At 74.0% G+C, this 23365-nt stretch carries 21 protein-coding genes; 16 read left to right on the top strand and 5 right to left on the bottom strand.

Features of this window, described 5'->3' with window-relative positions; genetic code table 11:
- Nucleotides 1-55: 55 nt before the first annotated feature.
- The gene (locus K7640_RS15255; RefSeq protein WP_222955462.1) at nt 56-1054 is read right to left on the bottom strand and encodes an ABC transporter ATP-binding protein; all 999 of its coding nucleotides are present in this window, start codon (nt 1052-1054) and stop codon (nt 56-58) included.
- 2 nt (nt 1055-1056) lie between these two features.
- Between K7640_RS15255 and K7640_RS15250 the strand changes: the two genes are divergently transcribed.
- From K7640_RS15250 to K7640_RS15235, 4 genes are all read left to right on the top strand, one after another.
- Nucleotides 1057-1746, top strand: coding sequence for an ABC transporter permease (locus tag K7640_RS15250; protein WP_222955461.1), 690 nt, complete (start codon nt 1057-1059; stop codon nt 1744-1746).
- The gene (locus tag K7640_RS15245) at nt 1743-2465 is read left to right on the top strand and encodes an ABC transporter permease (protein ID WP_222955460.1); all 723 of its coding nucleotides are present in this window, start codon (nt 1743-1745) and stop codon (nt 2463-2465) included. The genes K7640_RS15250 and K7640_RS15245 overlap by 4 nt, the downstream gene beginning before the upstream one ends.
- Before the next feature lie 174 nt (nt 2466-2639).
- On the top strand, nt 2640-3641 hold the full coding sequence (locus K7640_RS15240) for a glycine betaine ABC transporter substrate-binding protein (protein WP_222955459.1): 1002 nt from the start codon (nt 2640-2642) through the stop codon (nt 3639-3641).
- Nucleotides 3642-3842: 201 nt separating this feature from the next.
- Nucleotides 3843-5630 carry a hypothetical protein gene (locus K7640_RS15235; protein WP_222955458.1) on the top strand — a complete coding sequence of 596 codons (1788 nt, stop codon included), beginning with the start codon at nt 3843-3845 and terminating at the stop codon, nt 5628-5630.
- Between the two features lie 75 nt (nt 5631-5705).
- Here K7640_RS15235 and K7640_RS15230 read toward each other — a convergent pair whose 3' ends face one another.
- The gene (locus K7640_RS15230) at nt 5706-6875 is read right to left on the bottom strand and encodes an NADH-quinone oxidoreductase subunit D (RefSeq protein WP_222955457.1); all 1170 of its coding nucleotides are present in this window, start codon (nt 6873-6875) and stop codon (nt 5706-5708) included.
- On the bottom strand, nt 6872-7846 hold the full coding sequence (locus K7640_RS15225; protein ID WP_255609148.1) for an SAM-dependent methyltransferase: 975 nt from the start codon (nt 7844-7846) through the stop codon (nt 6872-6874). Before K7640_RS15225 ends, K7640_RS15230 begins: the two co-directional genes overlap by 4 nt.
- 195 nt (nt 7847-8041) lie before the next feature.
- Here K7640_RS15225 and K7640_RS15220 point away from each other — a divergent pair, with 195 nt between their 5' ends.
- From K7640_RS15220 to K7640_RS15190, 7 genes are all read left to right on the top strand, one after another.
- Nucleotides 8042-9013 carry a Rossmann-like and DUF2520 domain-containing protein gene (locus tag K7640_RS15220; protein WP_222955455.1) on the top strand — a complete coding sequence of 324 codons (972 nt, stop codon included), beginning with the start codon at nt 8042-8044 and terminating at the stop codon, nt 9011-9013.
- Nucleotides 9014-9071: 58 nt separating this feature from the next.
- The gene (panC, locus tag K7640_RS15215; protein ID WP_222955454.1) at nt 9072-9920 is read left to right on the top strand and encodes a pantoate--beta-alanine ligase; all 849 of its coding nucleotides are present in this window, start codon (nt 9072-9074) and stop codon (nt 9918-9920) included.
- A gap of 38 nt (nt 9921-9958) precedes the next feature.
- Entirely contained in the window at nt 9959-10378 is a 420-nt protein-coding gene (gene panD / locus K7640_RS15210) for an aspartate 1-decarboxylase (protein ID WP_222955453.1), read from the top strand.
- Nucleotides 10379-10533: 155 nt separating this feature from the next.
- Nucleotides 10534-11427, top strand: a complete 894-nt coding sequence (locus K7640_RS15205) for a septum formation family protein (RefSeq protein ID WP_222955452.1) — start codon at nt 10534-10536, stop codon at nt 11425-11427.
- Nucleotides 11428-11488: 61 nt separating this feature from the next.
- Complete coding sequence (locus K7640_RS15200) at nt 11489-13180, top strand: L-aspartate oxidase (RefSeq protein ID WP_222955451.1); 1692 nt, start codon at nt 11489-11491, stop codon at nt 13178-13180.
- Nucleotides 13181-13199: 19 nt separating this feature from the next.
- Nucleotides 13200-14096: a carboxylating nicotinate-nucleotide diphosphorylase gene (nadC, locus tag K7640_RS15195; protein WP_222955450.1), complete on the top strand. Its 897-nt coding sequence runs from the start codon at nt 13200-13202 to the stop codon at nt 14094-14096.
- Between the two features lie 9 nt (nt 14097-14105).
- Complete coding sequence (locus tag K7640_RS15190; RefSeq protein ID WP_222955449.1) at nt 14106-14864, top strand: type III pantothenate kinase; 759 nt, start codon at nt 14106-14108, stop codon at nt 14862-14864.
- A gap of 4 nt (nt 14865-14868) precedes the next feature.
- On the opposite strand, the gene K7640_RS15185 is transcribed toward K7640_RS15190, so the two are convergent.
- The gene (locus K7640_RS15185) at nt 14869-15609 is read right to left on the bottom strand and encodes a class I SAM-dependent methyltransferase (RefSeq protein ID WP_222955448.1); all 741 of its coding nucleotides are present in this window, start codon (nt 15607-15609) and stop codon (nt 14869-14871) included.
- Nucleotides 15610-15702: 93 nt separating this feature from the next.
- Here K7640_RS15185 and lysS point away from each other — a divergent pair, with 93 nt between their 5' ends.
- The 3 genes from lysS to K7640_RS15170 all read left to right on the top strand — a co-directional run bounded on the left by lysS (nt 15703) and on the right by K7640_RS15170 (nt 20735).
- Entirely contained in the window at nt 15703-17211 is a 1509-nt protein-coding gene (gene lysS / locus K7640_RS15180; protein ID WP_222955447.1) for a lysine--tRNA ligase, read from the top strand.
- A 110-nt stretch (nt 17212-17321) separates the two neighbouring features.
- Entirely contained in the window at nt 17322-17672 is a 351-nt protein-coding gene (locus K7640_RS15175) for an Lsr2 family protein (protein WP_308042562.1), read from the top strand.
- A gap of 528 nt (nt 17673-18200) precedes the next feature.
- Nucleotides 18201-20735, top strand: coding sequence for an ATP-dependent Clp protease ATP-binding subunit (locus K7640_RS15170; RefSeq protein ID WP_222955445.1), 2535 nt, complete (start codon nt 18201-18203; stop codon nt 20733-20735).
- A 455-nt stretch (nt 20736-21190) separates the two neighbouring features.
- Here the strand turns inward: K7640_RS15170 and K7640_RS15165 are convergent, their stop codons facing one another.
- Nucleotides 21191-22093 carry an A/G-specific adenine glycosylase gene (locus K7640_RS15165; protein ID WP_222955444.1) on the bottom strand — a complete coding sequence of 301 codons (903 nt, stop codon included), beginning with the start codon at nt 22091-22093 and terminating at the stop codon, nt 21191-21193.
- Nucleotides 22094-22189: 96 nt separating this feature from the next.
- On the opposite strand from K7640_RS15165, the gene K7640_RS15160 reads away from it, so the two are divergent.
- Together K7640_RS15160 and K7640_RS15155 are read left to right on the top strand one after the other, a co-directional pair.
- A complete protein-coding gene (locus K7640_RS15160; protein ID WP_222955443.1) occupies nt 22190-22702 on the top strand; it encodes a glycine cleavage system protein R in 513 nt (170 codons plus the stop codon).
- A complete protein-coding gene (locus K7640_RS15155; RefSeq protein ID WP_222955442.1) occupies nt 22699-23265 on the top strand; it encodes a peptide deformylase in 567 nt (188 codons plus the stop codon). Before K7640_RS15160 ends, K7640_RS15155 begins: the two co-directional genes overlap by 4 nt.
- Nucleotides 23266-23365 lie beyond the last annotated feature (100 nt).

Genomic DNA, 23365 nt, shown 5'->3' with positions numbered 1-23365 from the left:
CCCGCTGGGCGGTCGCGCCTGACGCGGCTCACGCCGCTTGGTGGCCGGGCCCGGTTCAGGACTCCGGGTGGCCGAGGGCGAGCACCCGTTCCCGGCTGAGCACGCCGACCGGGCGGCCGTCCTCGGTGACCAGGGCGCGGTCCGCCGTCGCGGTGAGCATCACCGCCAGCGCGTCGTACGCGGAGCCGCCCAGCGCCACCGTCGGCAGGTCGGTCGTGCCGGCCGGCACCGGCTCCAGCCGGTCCCGGGTGACCGGGGTGACCGCGAGTCGCCGGATGCCGCGGTCGGCGCCGACGAACTCGCGGACGAAGTCCGACGCGGGCGACCCGAGCAGCGCGGCCGGCGGGTCGTACTGCTCGAGCCGGCCGCCCTCGGAGAGCACCGCGATCCGGTCGCCCAGCCGGACCGCCTCGTCGAGGTCGTGGGTGACCAGCACGATGGTCTTGCGGACCTCGGCCTGCAACCGCAGGAACTCCTCCTGGAGGCGGGTACGCACGATCGGGTCGACGGCCGAGAACGGCTCGTCCATCAGCAGCACCACCGGATCGGCGGCGAGCGCCCGGGCGACCCCGACCCGCTGCCGCTGGCCGCCGGAGAGCTCGTGCGGGTAGCGGCGGCCGAACTGCGCCGGGTCCAGGCCGACCAGCTCCAGCAGCTCGTCCACGCGCTTGCGGGTGCGCTCCTTCGGCCAGCCGAGCAGCCCGGGCACGGTGGCCACGTTGGCGCTGACCGTCTGGTGTGGAAAGAGGCCGACGTTCTGGATGACGTACCCGATCCGGCGGCGCAGCCGTACCGGGTCGACCCGGGTGACGTCGTCGTCGCCGAGCAGGATCCGGCCGGCGGTCGGCTCGATCAACCGGTTGATCATCCGCAGCACGGTGGACTTGCCGCAGCCCGAGGGGCCGATCAGCACCACCAGCTCGCCGGCCTTGACCTCCAGGCTCAGCTCGCGTACCGCCTCGGTGCCGTCGGGATAGCGCTTGCCGATGCCGTCGAGGGTGATCGAGGCAGCGCTGTGCCCGGCGGGGTCCGTGGTGTCCGGGGTAACGTCCACGTGTGTCCTTCCAGCTGAGCTACCGGGCGGCCCCCGGTAACCCGTGGTTCTCCTGGCAGTACGTGCGGGACAACTCTGACACGATCCTCGCCGCGCTGCGCGAGCACGCCTCGCTGACCGCCCGCGCGGTGCTGATCGCCGCGCTCGTCGCCCTGCCGCTGGCGGTGGCAGCGTACTGGTTCCGCTCGCTCGCCGGGCCGATCGTGGCGCTGACCGGGGTCCTGTACACCGTCCCGTCGCTCGCGCTGTTCGCCTTCCTCGCGCCGTACCTGGGCATCGGCGCGGTCACCGTGCTCAGCGTGGTGGTGCTGTACGCGCTGCTGGTGATCGTGCGCAACGCGCTGGCCGGGCTGGCCCAGGTGCCGCCGGAGATCCGCGAGGCGGCCGAGGGAATGGGGTACGGCCGCTGGGGCCGGCTGTTCCGGGTCGAGCTGCCGCTGGCGCTGCCGGGCATCCTGACCGGCGTACGGCTCGCCACCGTCTCGACCGTCGCCCTGGTCACCGTCGGGGTGGTGGTCGGCCGGGGCGGGCTGGGGCAGCTCATCTTCGCCGGCTTCCAGAACAACTTCTACAAGGCGCAGATCATGACCGGCACCGTGCTCTGCGTGCTGCTGGCCCTCGTGCTGGACCTGATCCTGTTGGGCGCCGGCCGGCTGCTCATGCCGTGGCTGCGGGCAAGGAGCAGCTCATGAACCCGGTGGGGCAGGCGGTGCTCTGGCTCAACGACCCGCTGAACTGGACAAACCCGGGTGGGGTGCTGGACCGGCTCGGCGAGCACCTGACCATGTCGGCCGCCGCCGTCCTGCTCGGCTGCCTGGTGGCCTGGCCGCTCGGCCTCTGGCTCGGGCACACCGGCCGGGGCGGCGGGCTCGTCGTGCTGGTCTCCAACGTCACGCTGGCCGTGCCCACGCTGGCCCTGCTGACCATCCTGCCGTTGACCTTCCTCGGGTTCGGCCGGCCGGCGGTGGTGGTCGCGCTGGCGGTGTTCGCGGTGCCGCCGCTGCTCGCCAACGCGTACACCGGGGTGCGCCAGGTGGACCCGGAGGCGCGGGACGCGGCCCGCGGCATGGGGCTCTCGGGCGGCCAGGTGCTGCGCCGGGTCGAGCTGCCGCTCGCGGTGCCCTACCTGGCGGCCGGGTTCCGGACGGCGGCCGTGCAGGTGATCGCCACCGCCGCGCTGGCCTCGTTCGTCGACGGCGGCGGGCTGGGGCAGATCATCCGGGCCGGTTTCGGGCTGGACATCGCGGCCGGTGGGGGGCAGATCATCGCGGGCGGCGTGCTGGTGGCGGGGCTGGCCGTACTGGCGGAGGGGGTGCTGGCCCTCGTCGAGCGGGTGGTCACCCCGCGGGCGCTGCGTCCGGCCGTACGCCCGGCGCAGCGGCGGGCGGCCGACGCAACGGCGGGAAACTGAGCGAAAACGGTCATCGAGGCCGGATCCGGTGACGATCCGGTGACGAAGAACGCTTCAGGTTGTCGGTCCCCTGCGGAGGATGTTGGGTGTAATCGCGGGTGCCGCAACGGGCGGGCCCGTCGGACACGCGGCCGGCCCGGCAGGGGTCGCGCCGGGACACGGAAGGCGGGCATGATGCGCGCACGTAATCGACTGGCCGTCGGGGCCGTCGGCCTCCTGGCCGCCGGCCTGCTCACCGGTTGCGGTGGCGCCGGCTCGTCCGGCACCAAGGCCCCCGAGCAGGGCGCCTCCGGTGCCGGCTGCGAGCCGGTGGCGGGTGAGCAGCTGGTCGCCCTCGACGACGACAAGAAGCTCCAGAACACCGACAACATCATTCCGGCGGTCAACGCCGACGCGGCCAACCCGCAGCTGCTCGCCGCCCTGGACAAGGTCTCCGCGGCGCTGGACACGCCGAAGCTGATCGAGCTGAACAAGGCCACCGACCAGGACCGGAAGAGCCCGCAGGTCGCCGCGCAGGAGTTCGCCAAGGCCAACGACGTGACCGGCGGCATCGCCAAGGGCCCGGGCGGCCAGCTCGTGGTCGGCGCCGCCAACTTCAGCGAGAGCCAGACCATCGCCGAGCTCTACAAGATCGCGCTCACCGCCGCCGGCTACCAGGTCAAGGTGCAGACGATCGGCAACCGCGAGCTCTACGAGCCCGCGCTGGAAAAGGGCGAGATCCAGGTCGTCCCGGAGTACGCGGCGACGATGGCCGAGTTCCTCAACACCAAGGCCAACGGCCAGAACCCGCCGCCGGTCTCCTCGCCTGAGCTGGACAAGACCGTCACCGCGCTGAAGGCGGAGGGCGACAAGGTCGGCATCGTCTTCGGCACCCCGTCCGCCGCGCAGGACCAGAACGCCTTCGCGGTCACCAAGGCGTTCGCCGACAAGCACGGCGTGCGGACCCTCTCCGACCTGGCGAGCAAGTGCTCCGGTCAGGCGACGGTGCTCGCCGGCCCGCCGGAGTGCCCGCAGCGGCCGAAGTGCCAGGCGGGCCTGGTCGAGGTCTACGACTTCAAGGCCGGCTCGTTCAGCTCGCTGGACGCGGGCGGCCCGCAGACCAAGACCGCGCTGCGGCAGGGCCGGGCGAGCGTCGGCCTGGTCTTCTCGTCCGACGCGGCGCTCGCCGGCAGCTGACCGGCGTCCGGCCACCGGTGGTTCCGGCCACCGGTGGCCGGAAGTCGCCCTCGGGCCGCGGTCCGGTCTCCGCCCGCCCGTCTGACCAGCCCGAAGGGCGATCAGGCCCGGTCGCCGGCCGGCCCGACGGTCGTCGCCGGTCCGGTTCGGGGCAACTGCCCCGTTCCCTCACCGGGGTGACTCTCGGTAGGCTGCGTTGCCGTGTCCACCCCGGTTGCCCCCACAGACAGGCGCGCGTCCTCGCTGCTGACCGTCCTCTTCTGGATCGGTGTGGCGTTCGCGCCCGTCGCGGCCCTCATCCTGCTCTTCGCCGACGGCAACGGCCTGCTGCGCTTCGGCGCGGTCCTCGCCGTCCTGGCCGTGGTGCTGATCGGCCTCTCCATCGCGCTGCGCGGCGACGGGACCGCCGGCCGGGCCGTGGACGAGCAGGTGTGGGAGGAGATCGAGCAGCTGCGCCGCGAGCTCCGGGCGGAGATCGTGGCCGCCGCCCAGCGCGGCAACCAGGCGCTCGACCAGGCCCAGCGGGCCCAGGACACGGTGGACGGGCTGCGCGCCCGGATGGACGCCGTCGCGGTGGCGGTGGCCGGCGGGACCCCCGCCCCGGCGGGTGAGCCGGCCGGCGCCGGCCGGGCCCGGGTGCCCGGGTACGACGACGGGGCGTCCGCGCGGGCCCGTCAGCCGGTCCGGGACGACGCCCGGGGCGGCTGGGGCCGGGCCGTGGCCACCCCCGACGACGCCGCCGAGCCGGCCCACCGGACGGCCGATGAGGACAACGAGCGCCCCGCCCCCCGGCCCACCGGTTCGTACGGCTCGGGGCAGTACGGCGCCGGGGAGCCGGTCGGCCGCTCCGCCTCGCACGCGGCGAGCGCCCGGGTGCCGGAGCCCGAGCCGCGGCCGGTCGCACCCGACCAGCCGGCCCGGCCGGCCGGCGTCTACCGGCACACCGAGACCGTGCACGTCACCCGGCATACCGTCGTGGATGGCGGTGACCTTCCCGGTGGCCGGCACGGCGGATACGCCGGCGGTTGGTCCGCGCCGAGCGGGGAGGACCGCCCGTGGGGCGGCGAGCGGTCCGCGACCGGCGAGCCGGACGCCCGCGGCCGCGACGACCGCCCCAGGACCGCACCGGTCGGCCCGCCCGCGGCCCGCGGCTGGCCCGACCGGGCCGACGGGCCGACCGACCGGGGCTGGGCCGGCCCGGATCAGGGGTCCGGTGACCGGGGCTGGGCCGGCCCGGCCGACGGGCCCGCCGGCCGGGGCCGGGCGGGACCGGTCGAGGCGCGCGGTGAGCGAGGCTGGTCCGGTGCGGCCGACGAGCCGAGCGACCAGCGCTGGGCCGGAGCGGGGACCGCTCGCGACGACCAGGGCTGGTCCGCCCCGCGTGACGACTTCGCGGGGCCGGGAGCGGCCGCGGACCGGCGGGGCCCGGACCGTGGCTGGCCGGGCGGCCACGACGACGGCGGCTGGTCACCGGGCGACGGCCGGACCGCCGAGCGTGGTCACCGCGCCGCCGAGGCGACCTGGGGCGCGCCGGCCGACGGGCCGGAGCCGGCGTGGCGTCCCGCCGAGCGGGACCGGTCCGCCGCGCCGGATGCTTCCCCGTCGGGTGAGTACTGGTCGGCGTTGCGGACCGGGGACCGGTGGGCCGAGGTGCGCGACGACGAGCACGGGCGGGAGGTACGGGTCGGCGAGCGCCGGGCCGAGGTGCACGCCGACGGCAGTGGCTACCGGATGCGGGACCGGTGGGCGGCCGTCCGTCAGGAGCACGACGAGCCACCCCCCGGGTACGGCTGGGCGGAGGCCCCGCCCGCCCTGCCGGCCGGCGGGGTGCCGGTGCCGGGGGAGTGGCGTGCGCCGGCGCAGCAGCCCGACCGGTGGGGGGCCGGCCAGCCGGAACCGGACCGGTCCGGCCGGCGCCGCGCCGAAAGCGAGCCGTACGGTAACCCGCCCCGGGACGACGTGCCCCGCGCCGGCGACCGCTGGCGCTGACCGCCCGTCCCTCGACGGTCCGGCCGCGGGGAAGCCGGCGGCCGGGCCGAACTCCGGACCGACGGCCCGGGCGGGTCACTTGTCGATGTCGCCGACCACGAAGAACATCGAGCCGAGGATGGCGATCAGGTCCGGCACCAGGCAGCCGGGCAGCAGCGTCGCGAGCGCCTGCACGTTGGCGTACGACGCGGTGCGCAGCTTGAGCCGCCAGGGGGTCTTCTCCCCCCGGGACACCAGGTAGTAGCCGTTGATGCCGAGCGGGTTCTCGGTCCAGGCGTAGGTGTGCCCCTCGGGCGCCTTGAGCACCTTGGGCAGCCGGGTGTTCACCGGCCCGGTGAGCCGGTCGACCCGGTCCAGGCACTGCTCGGCGAGGTCCAGGGAGGCGTACACCTGGTCGAGCAGCACCTCGAAGCGGGCGTGGCAGTCCCCGGCGGTCTTGGTCACCACCGGGACGTCCAGCTCCCCGTACGCCAGGTAGGGCTCGTCCCGGCGCAGGTCGAGGTCCAGCCCGGAGGCCCGGGCGACCGGCCCGGACGCGCCGAACGCGGCGGCGTCGGCCGCCGAGAGGACGCCCACCCCGACGGTGCGGGCCAGGAAGATGTCGTTGCGCCGGATCAGGTTGTCCAGGTCCGGCATCCGTCGGCGCACCTCGCCGATGGCGGCCCGGGCCCGCCCGGTCCAGCCGGCCGGCACCTCCTCCTTCAGGCCGCCGACCCGGTTGAACATGTAGTGGATCCGGCCGCCGGAGACCTCCTCGAGCACCGCCTGGATGGTCTCCCGCTCCCGGAAGGCGTAGAACATCGGCGTGATCGCGCCGATCTCCAGCGGGTACGAGCCGAGGAACATCAGGTGGTTGAGCACCCGGTTCAGCTCGGCCAGCGCCATCCGCAGCCAGGTCGCGCGCTCGGGCACCTCCATGCCCATCAGCCGTTCGACGGCGAGCGCCACGCCCAGCTCGTTGGAGAAGGCGGACAGCCAGTCGTGCCGGTTGGCCAGCACGATGATCTGCCGGTAGTCGCGGACCTCGAAGAGCTTCTCGGCGCCCCGGTGCATGTAGCCGATGATCGGTTCGGCGGAGACCACCCGCTCGCCGTCGAGCACCAGCTTCAGCCGGAGCACGCCGTGCGTGGACGGGTGCTGCGGGCCGATGTTGAGCACCATGTCCGTGCCGAGCTGCTCGCCGCCGGCGCCGGTGCCGACGGTCAGCTCGCGGAGGTCGGCGGCGTCGGTGGTCATGCCCGTCATCGTGCCATGGGCGGCGGCAGCGCGACGCCGACCGGTTGCAGCAGCCACCGGTGCCCGCCGAGGCCGGCCGGGTCGGTCAGCTCGGCCACCGCCGACGCGGCGGCCAGCGCCCGCAGATAGCCGGCCGGGTCGCGGGAGGCCAGGGCCAGCGGCGGCCGGCCGCCGTCGGCCCCGAGCGCGCGCAGCGCCTCCCGCTGCGAGACCAGGGTGTACGCGCACCCGGCGACCCGCTCACCGGCGGCGGCGACCGAGTCCATGGCGACGTGCGCGGTGACGTCGCAGGACCCGTCGGGCACCGGCGGCACCTGCCGCCCGTCCCGGTACCCGGTCAGCGTCCCGTCCACCGGCCGCTCCCCCCGCAGGTGCCCGTAGTCCACCGCCACCGCCACCCCCCGCGCCACGTTCCCCACCGCCCCCGCCCACGCCTCATCCCGCGCCCGCCCGATCTCCCCCCGCCGCACCGCCCCGGGCCACCAGTGGTGGAGCCAGTGCGCGTCCTGGGGGGTCAGCGGGGGGCCGGGGCGTTCGTTGCCGGTGGTGGGGTCCACCAGGAGGTAGTGCCAGCCGGTGGGGGTGGGGGTGGCGAGGTCGAGGGGGACGTTGTCGAGCCATTCGGTGGCCAGGAGGAGGCCGGTGATGTCGGCGGGGATGTCCGGGCGCCAGTCGATCTCGGGGGGCAGGTCGGCGGGCCGGGGGGCCTTCTCGACGGCGGTGAGGCGTAGCCGCCGGGCGAGCGCGGCCGGCGACTGTCCGGCGGCGAGCGACAACGCCCGCAACAGCTCGCCCCGGCCGGCCCCCACGTCGACCACCTCGAAGCGGGCGGGCCGGCCGAGCGCGCGGTCCACCGACTCGACCAGGCGCAGCAGGCAGGCGACGAAGACCGGCGACGCGTGGACGCTGGTGCGGAAGTGGGCGGCCGGTCCCCGGCCCGCGACGAAGAAGCCCCCGGGCCCGTACAGCGCCCGGTCCATCGCCACCCGCCAGGGCAGCCACTCGGTGGAGGTCACCCGCCGACGGTACGGCCCCCGGGACGGACACCCGCAGTGCCGGCCGAAACCCCTTTGGTACGGCCGGTGAAGGTTTTCACACATCCTTGTCTTCGTTCCGTAACCCCGGCGCATACTTGCCATCGACCGGTACCCCCTTCGAGGACTGGATCGATTGCCATGAGCGCACCGTCGCGCCCGCGTCCGGCCGCCCCGCACGGGGCCGCCGCGGCACCGGGCGGCGCCCCCTCCGGCGCCCCGTTCATGCCCCCTCGTACCCTCACCGTCGGCGTGCTCGGCGCCGGCCGGGTCGGTGCCGTGCTGGGCGCGGCCCTCGCCGCCGCCGGGCACCGGGTGGTCGCCGCCTCCGGCGTCTCCGGTGCCGCGAAGGCCCGGATCGCGCTGCTCCTCCCCGAGGCCCGCAACCGCTCCGCCACCTCGGTCGCCCGCGCCGCCACCGACCTGCTCGTCGTCGCCGTCCCGGACGACGCGCTGGCCGCCGTGGTCGCCGGCCTGGCCCGGACCGGCGCGCTCCGGCCCGGCCAGGTGATCGCGCACACCTCGGGCGCGCACGGGCTGGCGGTGCTCGACCCGGCCGTCGCCGTCGGCGTCCGGCCGCTGGCCCTGCACCCCGCGATGACCTTCACCGGTACGCCCGAGGACCTGGGCCGGCTGGCCGGCATCTCGTACGGGGTGACCGCCCCGGCCGAGCTGCGCCCGTTCGCCGCCCGGCTCGTCGCCGACCTGGGCGGGGTGCCCGAGTGGGTGGGCGAGGCGGACCGCGCGCTCTATCACGCGGCGCTGGCGCACGGCGCGAACCACCTGGTCACCCTGGTCAACGAGGCGGCCGACCGGCTGCGCGACGCCGGGGTGGACCGGCCGGAGAAGGTGCTCGCCCCGCTGCTGCGGGCGGCGCTGGAGAACGCCCTGCGGCTCGGGGACGACGCGCTGACCGGGCCGGTGTCGCGGGGCGACGCGGGCACCGTACGCCGGCACCTGGAGCGGCTGGCCGCGACCGCGCCGGAATCCCTGGCCCCCTACCTGGCGTTGGCCCGACGGACGGCGGACCGGGCGATCGCCGCCGGTCGGCTGCGCCCGGCGGACGCCGAACCGCTGCTCGACGTGCTGAGCGGGCTGGAGGTGGCCGCGTGAGCGCGCGGAGCGAGCCGGTTTCGCGAGCCCCGCAGTCGCGGACGAAAGGGGGCCGAGCATGACGGAGCTGGTGCACACGCGCGACGAGTTGGCCAAGGCGCGGGCGGGGCTGGCCGGCACCGTCGGCGTGGTGATGACCATGGGCGCGTTGCACGCCGGGCACGAGACACTGCTGCGGGCCGCCCGGGAGCAGGCCGACCACGTCCTCGTCACGATCTTCGTCAACCCGTTGCAGTTCGGCCCGAACGAGGACTTCGACCGCTACCCGCGCACCCTGGACGCGGACCTGGAGATCTGCCGGCGGGCCGGCGCCGACCTGGTCTTCGCGCCGTCGGTGGCCGACATGTACCCGGACGGTCAGCCGCGGGTCCGGGTGAACCCGGGTCAGCTCGGCGAGGATCTGGAGGGGCAGAGCCGGCCCGGCTTCTTCCACGGGGTGCTCACCGTGGTCCTGAAGCTGCTCCAGCTCACCCGCGCCGACCTGGCCTTCTTCGGCGAGAAGGACTACCAGCAGCTGACCCTGGTCCGGCGGATGGCGCGCGACCTCGACGTGCCGGTGGAGATCGTCGGCGTGCCGACCGTCCGGGAGCCGGACGGGTTGGCCCTGTCCAGCCGCAACCGCTACCTCGCCGGCCCGGAGCGGCAGGCGGCGCTGAGCCTCTCCGCCGCGCTGCGGGCCGGTGTCGAGGCGGCCGAACGGGGCGGGGACGCGGCCGCGGTGCTGACCGCCGCCCACCGCGCCTTCGACGCCGCTCCGGGCGGGGGCCGGCTGGACTACCTGGTGCTCACCGACGCCGAGCTGGAGCCGGGCCCGGTGGCCGGCCCGGCCCGGCTGCTCGTCGCGGCCTGGGTCGGCACGACCCGACTGATCGACAACGCGGGGCTCGAACTCGCCCCGCGCCCCTGACCGCCCCGCCACCCACCACCGCCGCTGAGAGGCAGCCGATGTTCCGCACCATGCTCAAGTCGAAGATCCACCGGGCCACGGTGACCCAGGCCGACCTGCACTACGTCGGTTCGGTGACGGTGGACCAGGACCTGCTCGACGCCGCCGACCTGCTGCCGGGGGAGCAGGTGGCGATCGTGGACATCACCAACGGGGCGCGGCTGGAGACGTACGTGATCCCGGGCGAGCGGGGCAGCGGCGTGATCGGCATCAACGGCGCCGCCGCCCACCTGGTGCACCCCGGTGACCTGGTCATCCTCATCTCGTACGGGCAGTTCGACGACGCCGAGGCGCGCGCGTACCGGCCCCGGGTGGTGCACGTGGACGCCGACAACAGGGTGGTCGAGCTGAACGCCGACCCGGCCACCGCCGCGCCCGGCACCGCCGGCGACCCCGTGCGCAACCCGCTGGCGGGGTAAGGAAGGGCCCCTTCTTAACGCATTTTGTATAGGAAGGGCCCCCTCCTAACATCTCCGCGCACCCCGCGCGCCGAATCCGGTCTGTCACGGGAAGGTCATTTCCGGTTACCCTGGGGTCGCCGTCGGGTGACGGTCGCCGGCTGGGGGAGGCCGCGATGCGCAGGGTGCTGACGTCACTGGCCGCGGCGATCACCGTGGCCGTGCTGACCGCCTGCGCCGCCCCGACCGGCCTCGACGGTGACCTGACCGATGACTGGGCCGCGCTGCCGGCGGCCGCCCCGTTCACCCCCGCCGCCGGGGAGTGCCAGGTGGCCGACTTCGTCGATCCGGTCACACTCGCCGGCTACCGGCCGGTCGACTGCGCGGTGCCGCACCGGGTGGAGACCGTCCACGTCGGCGCCTTCCCCGCCGGGCGGGCCGCCCCGCCCGCCGGCGGCTCGGCGGAGCTGCGCGGCGCGTTCGCCGAGTGCGACACCCGGGCCACCGGGTACGTGGGCGACGACTGGCGGGCCGGTCGGCTGCGGCTGGCCGTGGCGCTGCCCTCCCGCCTTGGCTGGACGGCGGGTTCCCGCTGGTTCCGCTGTGACCTCAGCGAGGTGAACACGGTGGAGGCGGCGGGCACGGTGGTGCTCCGCACCGGCAGCCTGCGCGACGCGTTGAAGGGCGCCTCCGCGCTGCGGCTGGGCTGCCAGCAGACCCGGGCCGGCGGGGGGCGGGACGTGCACCGGTTGCTCCCGGTGCCCTGCGGCACCCGGCACGACGCCGAGTTCGTCGGCGTGTGGCGGGCGCCGGACCGCCCGTACCCGGTGGCGCAGGCCGACTGGGTGCCGCTCTACGCCGGCTGCCGGGCGGTGCTCAGCCGGTACGTCGGGGTGCCGAACGACCGGGTCCTGCCGATCCGCAGCGCCGTCGTGGTCCGGCCGCCCGGGGCGGGCCGCTGGGGCGTCGGTGACCGCGGGGTCCGCTGCTACCTGTGGCTCAGCCAGCGTACGGTGACCGGCTCGCTGAAGGACGCCGGGCCGGCCGGGCTGCCGCCCCGGACGAGGTAGCCGAAACCACTCGTCCCGCCCCCGCCGCCCGGGGTGAGGGGCCTTCGGGTTGACTGTGGGCATGGACCTGTCGAGCGTCGAGCTGCCCGAGCTGCCGAGGCTGCTGGCCGCGCCCGCACCCGGCTGGGTGGAGACCACCGACGTGATCGTGGTGGGCTCCGGCGTCGCCGGTCTCACCGCCGCGCTGCACCTGCGCGAGGCCGGGCTGCACGTCACCGTGGTGACCAAGGTCGACATGGACGAGGGCTCGACCCGCTGGGCGCAGGGCGGGATCGCCGCGGTGCTCGACCCGGCGGACACTCCCGCCGCGCACGCGTACGACACCGAGCTGGCCGGCGTCGGGCTGTGCGACCCGGCGGCGGTGCGGGTGCTGGTCGAGGAGGGGCCGACCCGGCTGCGCGAGCTGATGCGGGTCGGCGCGGCCTTCGACCGGAACCCGGACGGCTCGCTGATGCTCACCCGCGAGGGCGGCCACCGGGCGGACCGGATCGTGCACGCCGGCGGCGACGCCACCGGCGCGGAGGTGCAGCGGGCGTTGCACGCCGCGGTCGGGCGCGACCCGTGGATCCGGCTGGTCGAGCACGCCCTGGTGCTGGATCTGTTGCGCGCTCCCGGTGCCGGGCCGGACGGGCTCGGCCCGGCCTGTGGGATCACCCTGCACGTGCTCGGCGAGGGCAGCGAGGACGGCGTCGGCGCGATCCTGGCCCGGGCGGTGGTGCTGGCGACCGGCGGCATGGGCCAGGTCTTCGCGGCCACCACCAATCCGGCGGTCTCCACCGGCGACGGGGTGGCGCTGGCGATGCGGGCCGGCGCGACGGTGACCGACGTGGAGTTCGTCCAGTTCCACCCGACCGCGCTGATCGTGCCCGAGCCCGCCCGGGTGCCCGGCGCCGGCCTGGCCCAGCAGCCGCTGGTCTCCGAGGCGCTGCGCGGCGAGGGCGCCCACCTGGTGGACGGCGACGGCAAGCGGTTCATGGTGGGCCGGCACGAGCTGGCCGAGCTGGCCCCCCGGGACGTGGTGGCCAAGGGCATCCACCGGGTGCTGCTGGACACCGGCGCGGACCACGTGTATCTGGACGCCCGCCACCTCGGCGGGGACTTCCTCGCCGGGCGGTTCCCCACCATCGTCGCGTCCTGCCTGGCGATCGGCGTGGACCCGGCGGTCGACCTGATCCCGGTCGCCCCGGCCGCGCACTACGCCTCCGGCGGGGTCCGCACGGACCTGCGGGGCCGCACCTCCATCCCCGGCCTGTACGCCTGCGGCGAGGTCGCCTGCACCGGCGTGCACGGCGCGAACCGGCTGGCCAGCAACTCGCTGCTGGAGGGGCTGGTGTTCTCCCGCCGGATCGCCGACGACATCGCGGCCGGGCTGCCCGAGCAGGCGAAGCCGGCGGAGACGGGCGCCTGGGTGGGCGGCGGGGGCTGGGTGGTCCCGGCGGCCGGTACGGCGTCCCTGCAACGGGCGATGACCCGGGGCGCGGGGGTGCTCCGCTCGGCGGAGACCCTGGCCGCGACCGCCGCCACGCTGACCGGGCTGGGCGCGGGCCGGGGCGCCCCGCGCACCGCCGACTGGGAGGCGACGAACCTGATCACCGTGGCGTCGAAGCTGGTCGCCGCGGCGTACGCCCGGCGGGAGACGCGGGGTTGCCACTGGCGGGAGGACTTCCCGGCGGCCGACGAGCGGTGGCGCGGCCACCTGGTCGGCGGGATCGGGCCGGCGGGGCGGTTGACCGAGCGCTGGCAGGAACAGTGAGCCGAGAGGGGAAACCGTCGTGAGGGAGTCCACGCAGCGGGAGCTGACCGCCGCCGGGCTGGACCCGGCGCAGGTCCGGCGGGTGATCGAGGGCGCGCTGATCGAGGACCTGGGGCCGGATTTCCTGGACGTCACAAGCGTCGCCACCATCCCGACCGGGCAGGCCGACACCGCGGATCTGGTGGCCCGGGCGGACGGCGTGGTGGCCGGGCTGGCCGTGGCGGCGGCCGTGTTCGAGCTGGTCGGCGCGGTGACCGGGGCGGAGCGTACGGTCGAGGTGTCGGTGGTGGCCCACGACGGGCAGCGGGTGGCGCGCGGTGACGTGCTGGCCACGGTGGCCGGCCCGACCCGGCTGCTGCTGACCGCCGAACGCACCGCGCTGAACCTGCTCTGCCGGATGTCCGGGGTGGCGACGCACACCCGGGCCTGGGCGGACGCCCTGGCCGGCACGAAGGCGATGGTGCTGGACACCCGCAAGACCACTCCCGGCCTGCGGGCCCTGGAGAAGTACGCGGTCCGCGCCGGCGGCGGCACCAACAAGCGGATGGGCCTGCACGACGTCGCCATGATCAAGGACAACCACAAGCTGGCCGCCGGGGGCATCGCCCCCGCCTACCGGCGGGTCCGGGCGGCGTTCCCGGACGTGCCGGTGCAGGTCGAGGTGGACACCCTGGCCGAGGCGGTGGAGGCGGTCGAGGCGGGCGCGGACTTCCTGCTGCTGGACAACATGACCCCGGCGCAGCTGCGCGAGGTGGTCGCGGCGGTGGGCGACCGGGCCGAGCTGGAGGCGACCGGCGGGTTGACCCTGCCGGTGGCCGCCGAGTACGGCGCCACCGGCGTCGACTTCATCTCCGTCGGCGCGTTGACGCACTCCTCGCCGATCCTGGACATCGCCCTCGATCTGCGCTCCGAATAGGCTGCCGCTGTGCTGCTCTGCATCGACATCGGAAACACCAACACCGTGCTGGCGACCTTCGACGGCGACAAGCTGGTGCACTCGTGGCGGATCAAGACCGACGCCCGCTCGACGGCGGACGAGCTGGGCCTGATGTTCCGCGGGTTGCTGGCCGGTGACGCCGTGGAGATCACCGGGGTGGCCGCCTGCTCGACGGTGCCCGCCGCGCTGCGCTCGCTGCGCGCCATGCTGTCGCGCTACTACACCGACCTGCCCAGCGTGATCGTCGAGCCGGGCGTCCGCACCGGGGTGCAGCTCGCCATCGACAACCCGAAGGAGGTCGGCTCCGACCGGGTGGTGAACACGCTTGCCGCGTACACCCTCTACGGCGGGCCGTCGATCGTGGTGGACTTCGGCACCACCACCAACTTCGACGTGATCAGCGGTCGCGGCGAGTTCCTCGGCGGGGCGTTCGCGCCCGGCATCGAGATCTCCTTCGACGCGCTGGCCGCCCGCGCCGCGCAGCTGCGCAAGGTGGAGGCGACGAAGCCCCGTTCGGTGATCGGCAAGAACACCGTGGAGTGTCTCCAGTCCGGTCTCTACTTCGGCTTCGCCGGCCAGGTGGACCGGATCGTCGAGCGGATGTCCGAGGAGCTGGGCGGGGTGACGGCGGTGATCGCCACCGGCGGGCTGGCCTCCCTCGTGATCAACGAGTGCGCGACGATCACCCATCACGAGCCGATGATCACCCTGATCGGCCTGCGGATGGTGTACGAGCGCAACACCTGAGGCGTCAGCGGCGGCGGGCGCGCAGCACCACGGTCCGGTACGGCAACTCGACGGTCTCCCGTCCGGTGAGCTCCGGATGGGAGGTGAAGAGCTCGCGCAGTTCCCGGTCGACCTTCCGCTGCTCGGCCGGGGACGCGGTCAGCCAGTACGAGCGGGTGTGGATCATGGCGATCAGGTCGTCCGGGGTGAGCGTGCTGGCGTGCCCGAACTCGCCGGTCTCGATCGCGGTGAACGCGGGACCGAAGTCGGTGTACCGGCCGAGCACGCTGCCGGCGCTGTCCCCGACGTGGGCGATCCGGGTCAGCTCGGCGACCCACGACACCCGCTCGTCGCGCAGGTTCCAGATCGGCGCGAACGTGCCACCGGGCCGCAGTACCCGGGCGATCTCGGCGTGCGCCGGCTCCCGGTCGAACCAGTGGTAGGCCTGGCCGACCAGCACCGCGTCCGCCGCGCCGTCCGGCAGCGGGACCGCCTCGGCGCTACCGGCCAGCGCCGTCGTGCCGGGCGACGCGACCGCCAGTTGCGCCCGCATCCCCGGATCCGGTTCCACGGGTACGACCCGGTGACCGAGTTCGAGTACGCCCCGGCTCAGGATGCCGGTGCCCGCGCCGACGTCCACCACGTCGGCGGGGGTGGGCAGGCCGTCCAGCGCGAAGCGCAGCGCGGCCCGCGGATAGCGGGGTCGGCGCCGGTCGTACTCGGCGGCGGCGGCGCCGAACGAGAGCGCCTGAGTGGGGTCCGTCATGGCCGGCAGGCTATCCGGTAACACCCGCCGGAGCGCTTGAGTACGCTCATGGGCTGACCCCGCCGATGTTCCCCAGGCCTGAGGAAGCGTGCCGTGACCGAGCAGAACGCTGTGCCAGTCGACCCCGCCGACGACCTTCCGGAGCAGATGAAGGTCCGCCGGGAGAAGCGGGACCGGATGCTCGCCGACGGCGTGCAGCCGTACCCGGTCGGCTTTCGCCGCACCGCCACCCTGGCCGAGGTCCGCGCCAGGTACGCCGAGCTGCCCACCGACACCGCGACCGGGGACAGGGTCTCGGTCACCGGGCGGGTGATCTTCGTGCGCAACACCGGCAAGCTCTGCTTCGCCACCCTCCGGGACGGCGACGGCACCGAACTCCAGGCGATGCTCTCCCTGGACCGGGTCGGCGCCGAGCGGCTCGACGACTGGAAGCGCCTGGTCGACCTGGGCGACCACGTCGGCGTCACCGGTGAGGTGATCACCAGTCGCCGGGGCGAGCTGTCGGTGCTGGCCGACGAGTGGGCGGTCACCGCGAAGGCGCTGCGCCCGCTGCCGGTGGCGCACAAGCCGCTGAGCGAGGAGGCCCGGGTCCGCCAGCGGTACGTGGACCTGATCGTCCGCCCGCAGGCCCGCCAGATGGTCCGTACCCGGGCGGCGGCGGTGCGCAGTCTGCGCGACTCGTTGCACGGCGAGGGATTCATCGAGGTCGAGACCCCGATGCTCCAGTTGCTGCACGGTGGCGCGGCGGCCCGCCCATTCGTGACCCACAGCAATGCGCTGGACACCGATCTGTATCTGCGAATCGCACCGGAGCTTTTTCTCAAGCGGGCGGTGGTCGGTGGCGTCGACCGCGTCTTCGAGATCAACCGCAACTTCCGTAATGAGGGTGTCGACTCTTCGCACTCGCCGGAGTTCGCGATGCTGGAGACCTACCAGGCGTACGGCGACTACGACACGATGGCGGAGTTGACCCGCAATCTGGTGCAGCGGGCGGCGATCGCGGTCAGCGGCTCGACGGTGGTCACGCACGCCGACGGCCGCGAGTTCGACCTGGGCGGCGAGTGGCGTTCGGTGACTCTGTTCGGTGTCCTTTCCGAGGCCCTCGGTGAAGAGGTCACCGTACGCACCGAGCGCGCCCGGCTGGTCGAGTACGCGGACAAGGTGGGCCTGGCCGTCGATCCCAAGTGGGGGCCGGGCAAGCTCGCCGAGGAACTCTTCGAGGAATTGGTCGTGCCGGGGTTGCAGGCGCCGACCTTCGTCCGCGACTACCCGGAGGAGACCAGCCCGCTCACCCGCGCGCACCGCAGCGAGCCGGGACTGGCCGAGAAGTGGGACCTGTACGTCCTCGGCTTCGAGCTGGGCACCGCGTACTCGGAGCTGGTCGACCCGGTGGTGCAGCGGGAGCGGCTGGTGGCGCAGGCGCAGCTCGCCGCGCGCGGCGACGACGAGGCGATGCGGCTCGACGAGGACTTTCTCCGGGCGATGGAGTACGGAATGCCGCCGGCCGGTGGGATGGGAATGGGAATCGACCGACTCCTGATGGCGCTGACCGGCCTCGGAATTCGGGAAACGATCCTCTTCCCGTTGGTCCGCCCCGAGTAGCGCCCGAAGCTTCTTCTCCGGCTCGTTACCGCATCCTATTGACGCGGCAACCATCGGGCGGGTTATTGTGCTCCCATTGCAGGACACCCTGCTCGAAAGGAATGTGGGACGTGGCCAAGCAGATCATTCACAAGCTGGTCGATGACCTGGACGGCGGGGACGCTGACGAGACCGTCAAGTTCGCGCTCGACGGAGTTCAGTACGAGATCGACCTGTCGGCCGCCAACGCCGAGAAATTGCGTGACGTATTCGCGCCGTACGTGGGGGCCGGCACGAAGGTGGGGCGCGGCGGTGTCGTCGTCGGCGGCCGGGCCGCGCGTGGCCGGGGTGGCGCCACCGCCGACCGCGAGCAGAACAAGGCGATCCGCACGTGGGCCAAGAAGGCCGGCAAGGATATTTCCGACCGGGGTCGCATCCCGCAGGAGATCGTCGACGAGTACCACTCGAAGGCGGGTCACTGAGCGGGGAGCATCACCGAGGCGACACGACGCCGGGCCGGACCTTGTCTCCGGGCCGGCGTCGCCCGTTTCCGCCCACCGACGGCTCCGGCGGCGATGTGTCCCGTCTGCGTGCTAAGTCCGGTCCGGCGCGCGGTCCCCGCCCGCTTCGGTCGGTCGGGAACAGGGTGGGGGCGGCGGGCGTTGTCCACAGCCGGTGGAGATTCCGTCCACAGCCTGTGGATGACCGCCGGCCGGCAACGTCGCCGGCCGCAGCGGTGCCCGGTCGCCACCGTGGGGCGCCCACCCGCCCCGGCGACCGGTGCGGCGAATTTCGCTCTGCGCGTACAGGTAGGCCCCCCGGAACACCTCCTGAGCGCGGATGGTTGACAGAAACGACGCGTACGCGGCTTTTGGCGGGGACACACGACCTCAGCGGAGTCGGTCCGCGGCGATAGAGTAATGAGGCACGGACGCCCGTCCCGGACGTCCGCGCACCGGCCCCGCCAAGATCCGGCATCAAGGCGCACGGCACGTGAGGAGCACGAGGGCATGTTCGAGCGGTTCACCGACCGAGCGCGACGGGTTGTCGTCCTGGCCCAAGAAGAGGCCCGGATGCTCAACCACAACTACATCGGTACGGAGCACATCCTGCTGGGCCTGATCCACGAGGGTGAGGGCGTCGCGGCAAAGGCCCTGGAGAGCCTCGGCATCTCCCTGGAGGGCGTCCGCCAGCAGGTCGAGGAGATCATCGGCCAGGGCCAGCAGGCGCCGAGCGGGCACATCCCGTTCACGCCGCGGGCCAAGAAGGTGCTGGAGCTGTCGCTGCGCGAGGCGCTGCAGCTCGGCCACAACTACATCGGCACCGAGCACATCCTGCTCGGCCTCATCCGCGAGGGCGAGGGCGTGGCCGCCCAGGTGCTGGTCAAGCTCGGCGCCGACCTCAACCGGGTGCGCCAGCAGGTGATCCAGCTCCTCTCCGGCTACCAGGGCAAGGAGCCGGCCGCCGCGGGCACCGCGCCGGGCGAGGCCGCGCCGTCGACCAGCCTGGTGCTGGACCAGTTCGGCCGCAACCTCACCCAGGCCGCCCGGGAGGGCAAGCTCGACCCGGTGATCGGGCGCGAGAAGGAGATCGAGCGGGTCATGCAGGTGCTGTCCCGCCGCACCAAGAACAACCCGGTCCTGATCGGTGAGCCCGGCGTCGGCAAGACCGCCGTGGTGGAGGGGCTGTCCCAGAAGATCATCAAGGGCGAGGTGCCCGAGACGCTCAAGGACAAGCAGCTCTACACCCTCGACCTCGGTGCCCTGGTCGCCGGCTCCCGCTACCGCGGTGACTTCGAGGAGCGCCTCAAGAAGGTGCTCAAGGAGATCCGCACCCGGGGCGACATCATCCTCTTCATCGACGAGATCCACACCCTGGTGGGTGCGGGTGCCGCCGAGGGCGCGATCGACGCCGCCAGCATCCTCAAGCCGATGCTGGCCCGTGGTGAGCTGCAGACCATCGGCGCCACCACGCTCGACGAATACCGCAAGCACCTGGAGAAGGACGCCGCTCTCGAGCGCCGCTTCCAGCCGATCCAGGTGGGTGAGCCGTCGCTGGCCCACACCATCGAGATCCTCAAGGGCCTGCGCGACCGCTACGAGGCGCACCACCGGGTCAGCATCACCGACGCGGCGCTCGTGGCGGCCGCAACGCTGGCCGATAGGTACATCTCCGACCGGTTCCTGCCGGACAAGGCGATCGACCTGATCGACGAGGCCGGCGCCCGGATGCGCATCCGCCGGATGACCGCGCCGCCGGACCTGCGTGACTTCGACGAGCGGATCGCCAACGTGCGCCGCGACAAGGAGTCCGCGATCGACGCGCAGGACTTCGAGCGGGCCGCCCAGCTCCGCGACAAGGAGAAGCAGCTGCTCGGCCAGAAGGCCCAGCGGGAGAAGGAGTGGAAGGCCGGTGACCTGGACGTCGTCAGCGAGGTCGACGACGAGCAGATCGCCGAGGTGCTCGGCAACTGGACCGGCATCCCGGTCTACAAGCTGACCGAGGAGGAGACCTCGCGCCTGCTGCGCATGGAGGACGAGCTGCACAAGCGCGTCATCGGCCAGGAGGACGCGGTCAAGGCGGTCTCGAAGGCGATCCGGCGGACCCGGGCCGGCCTGAAGGACCCGAAGCGCCCGTCCGGCTCGTTCATCTTCGCCGGCCCGTCCGGTGTCGGTAAGACCGAGCTGTCCAAGGCGCTCGCCGAGTTCCTCTTCGGCAGCGAGGACGCCCTCATCCAGCTGGACATGTCCGAGTTCCACGACCGGTACACGGTGTCCCGGCTGGTGGGTGCCCCTCCCGGCTACGTCGGCTACGACGAGGGCGGGCAGCTGACCGAGAAGGTGCGGCGTCGGCCGTTCTCGGTGGTCCTCTTCGACGAGATCGAGAAGGCCCACCCGGACGTGTTCAACACGCTGCTCCAGATCCTGGAGGACGGGCGGCTGACCGACGGTCAGGGCCGGATCGTGGACTTCAAGAACACGGTCATCATCCTGACCACCAACCTCGGCACCCGCGACGTCGCCAAGGCGGTCTCGCTGGGCTTCCAGGCCTCCGAGGACTCCGAGTCGAACTACGACCGGATGAAGCAGAAGGTCAACGACGAGCTCAAGCAGCACTTCCGGCCCGAGTTCCTGAACCGGATCGACGACACCATCGTCTTCCACCAGCTGCGTGAGCTGGAGATCCTCTCGATCGTGGACATCATGATCCAGCGGATCGAGACCCAGCTGCGCAACAAGGACATGGGCCTGGAGCTGACCGACAACGCCAAGAAGTACCTGGCGAAGAAGGGCTTCGACCCGGTGCTGGGCGCCCGTCCGCTGCGTCGGACGATCCAGCGCGACATCGAGGACAACCTCTCCGAGCGGATCCTCTTCAACGAGCTGACCCCGGGTCAGATCGTGGTGGTGGACTGCGAGGGCGACCCGGAGGACATCGACAAGTCCAAGCTGGTCTTCCGCGGTGCGGAAAAGCCGGTGGAGGTGCCGGACGCCGTTCCGGCCGACCTCGGCGCCAGCGCGGGGGCCGACGAAACGGCGGCGTAACGCCGGGCAGCTGTGACAGGGCGACGGGCCCCGGTTGGCGAGAGCCACCGGGGCCCGTCGCCGTCTCGCCGCCCCGGGCGTCGCCCAGGACGGCGGCAGGGGGCGGGCGAGACCGGTGCCCGGCGTGGGCTGGTGTGGCCAGCTCTGGCTCGCGTGGGCTGGCGTGGCCAGGTCTGGCCCGCGTGGGATGGTGTGGCCACTCGGCCCGCGTTGGGAAAACGAGCGTGATACCTCAGAGGTATAAATATTCCTCAGAGGTATCAGGCCTCCGGGAGTCCCTGACCCCTCCGGGCCAGGTCGGCCACCGGAGCGGGTCAGCGGCCAGCCGCCCGCGCACACTGGCCGACCCCGGCCAGCCACGGCCCCAGCCCGGCCAGCCCCAGCCCGGCCAGCCCCAGCCCGGCCAGCCCCAGCCCGGCCAGCCCCAGCCTGGCCAGCCCCAGCCCGGCGCGACGTCAGTGGGGCAGCGGCACCGGCGGGCCGTCGCCGACCAGGCGGAAGGCGTCCGCGCCGACCGGTTCGACCAGCCCGTCGGTGACCAGCCCGGACAGCGCCCGGGCCCGCTGCACGTCGTCCCGCCACACCTGGTCGAGGCGCTGGTGCGGGACCGGGCCGGTGGCCTCCCGCAGCACCGCGAGCAGCAGGCCGCGTACCTGCCGGTCGGTGCCGGCGTACCGCTGGGGCCGTCGGGTCGGGCCGGCGGGCGCCTCCCGGCCCGACGCCCGCCAGGCGCAGCTCGCCTCGACCGGGCAGGCCGGGCAGCGCGGCGCACGGGCGGTGCAGACCATCGCCCCGAGTTCCATGAAGGCGGCGCTGGCCAGCGCGGCGGCGGCCGGCTCCGTGGGCAGCAGCTCCTCGCAGGCGACCAGGTCGGCGGGGCGGGTGGCCGGGCCGGCGTCGGGCTCGCCGGCGATCGCCCGGCAGACCACCCGGCGTACGTTGGTGTCGACCACCGGGTGCCGCTGCCCGTACGCGAACGCCGCCACCGCCCGGGCGGTGTAGGTCCCCACCCCGGGCAGCGCCAGCAGCTGGTCCAGCCGGTCGGGCACCTCGCCGCCGTGCCGTTCGACGATCGCCACCGCGCAGTCGCGCAGGCGTACCGCCCGGCGGGGATAGCCGAGCCGTCCCCACATCCGGATCGCCTCGGCGGGGGAGTCGGCGGCCAACGCGGCCGGGTCCGGCCAGCGTTCCAGCCAGGCGTGCCAGGCGGGCAGCACCCGGACCACCGGGGTCTGCTGGAGCATGACCTCGCTGACCAGGATCGGCCAGGCGCCCACCCCGGGTACCCGCCAGGGCAGGTCGCGGGCGTTCTGCTCGTACCACCGGCTGACCAGGGTGGCGAAAGTGGGATCGGACATCGCGCCGCCGATCATGTCACGGCGGGCCTTCCCGCCCGTTGGGCGGGCGGGGCGGGCCGTCGCGGCCGCGCCGAGCCGATCGGGGAGAATGCCCGGATGAACGAGCTCGCGATCACCGTCATCGGCCGGGACCGGCCGGGCATCGTGGCCGACGTCGCGGAGGTGCTCGCCCGGCTCGGCGCGAACCTCACCGACTCGACGATGACCCGGCTGCGGGGACACTTCGCGATGACCCTGATCTGCGTCGGTCCGGCCGCCGCCGATGTCGAGGCCGCGCTGGCCCCGCTCGCCGCCGAGGGCCGGCTGGTGACGACCGTACGCGCGGTCACCCCGGACGGCGCGGCGGCGCCCACCGGCGAGCCGTACGTGATGTCGGTGCACGGTGCGGACCGGTTGGGCATCGTCGCGGCGATGACCCGGGTGCTGGCCGACGCCGGCGGGAACGTCACCGACCTGAGCACCCGGCTGGCCGGTGCGCTCTACGTGGTGGTGGCCGAGGTCGAGCTGCCGCCGGGCAGCGCCGACGAGCTGGCCGGGCGGCTGTCCCGCGCCGCCGCAGAGCTGGGTGTCGAGGTCAGCCTCCGGCCGGCGGACCCGGACCTGCTGTGAGCGATCCGGAGGAGTACGTCGGCCTCGGCGGCTGGACCCCGGCGGAGCTGGGCCGGCCCGGCGAGGTGCGGCCGGTGGTGTCGGCGCCCGACCCGGTGCTCAGCCGGCCCGGCCCGGAGGTCGACCCCACGTCCGACGAGGTGGTACGCCTCGCCGCCGATCTGATCGCCACCATGCGGGTGTCGCCGGGCTGCGTCGGCCTGGCCGCGCCGCAGGTCGGGGTCTCCGCGCAGGTCTTCGCGGTGGACGTGACCGGTCACCCGAAGACGCTGACCGTGCACGGCGCCTTCGTGCTGTGCAACGCCCGGGTGGTGGAGGCGAGCCGGTGGAAGGCCGGCCGGGAGGGCTGTATGTCGGTGCCCGACCTGACCGGTGACGTGAAGCGGGCCGGCCGGCTGGTGGTCGAGGGCGTGCTGCCGGGCAGCGGCAAGGCGGTGCGGCTGGTCACCGACGGGTTCGAGGCGCGGGCGTTGCAGCACGAGATCGATCACTGCGCGGGCCTGCTCTTCCTGGACCGGGTGGCCGGCGCGCACGCGGTCTACCAGCGCAAGGTCTACCTGTGAGCGCGAGGGCTCCGGTGAGCGGGGCGGCGCTCACCCACGGTGACGAGGTGCGGTGGCGGGTCGTCCCGAGTGGAGGGTCGGTGCGGTGAGCCGGGTACGG

This window comes from Micromonospora sp. PLK6-60 (genome assembly GCF_019890675.1).
Lineage (GTDB): Bacteria > Actinomycetota > Actinomycetes > Mycobacteriales > Micromonosporaceae > Micromonospora.
The sequence above is the reverse complement of the archived record's forward strand: the minus strand, read 5'-3'. Positions and strand labels throughout refer to the sequence as shown.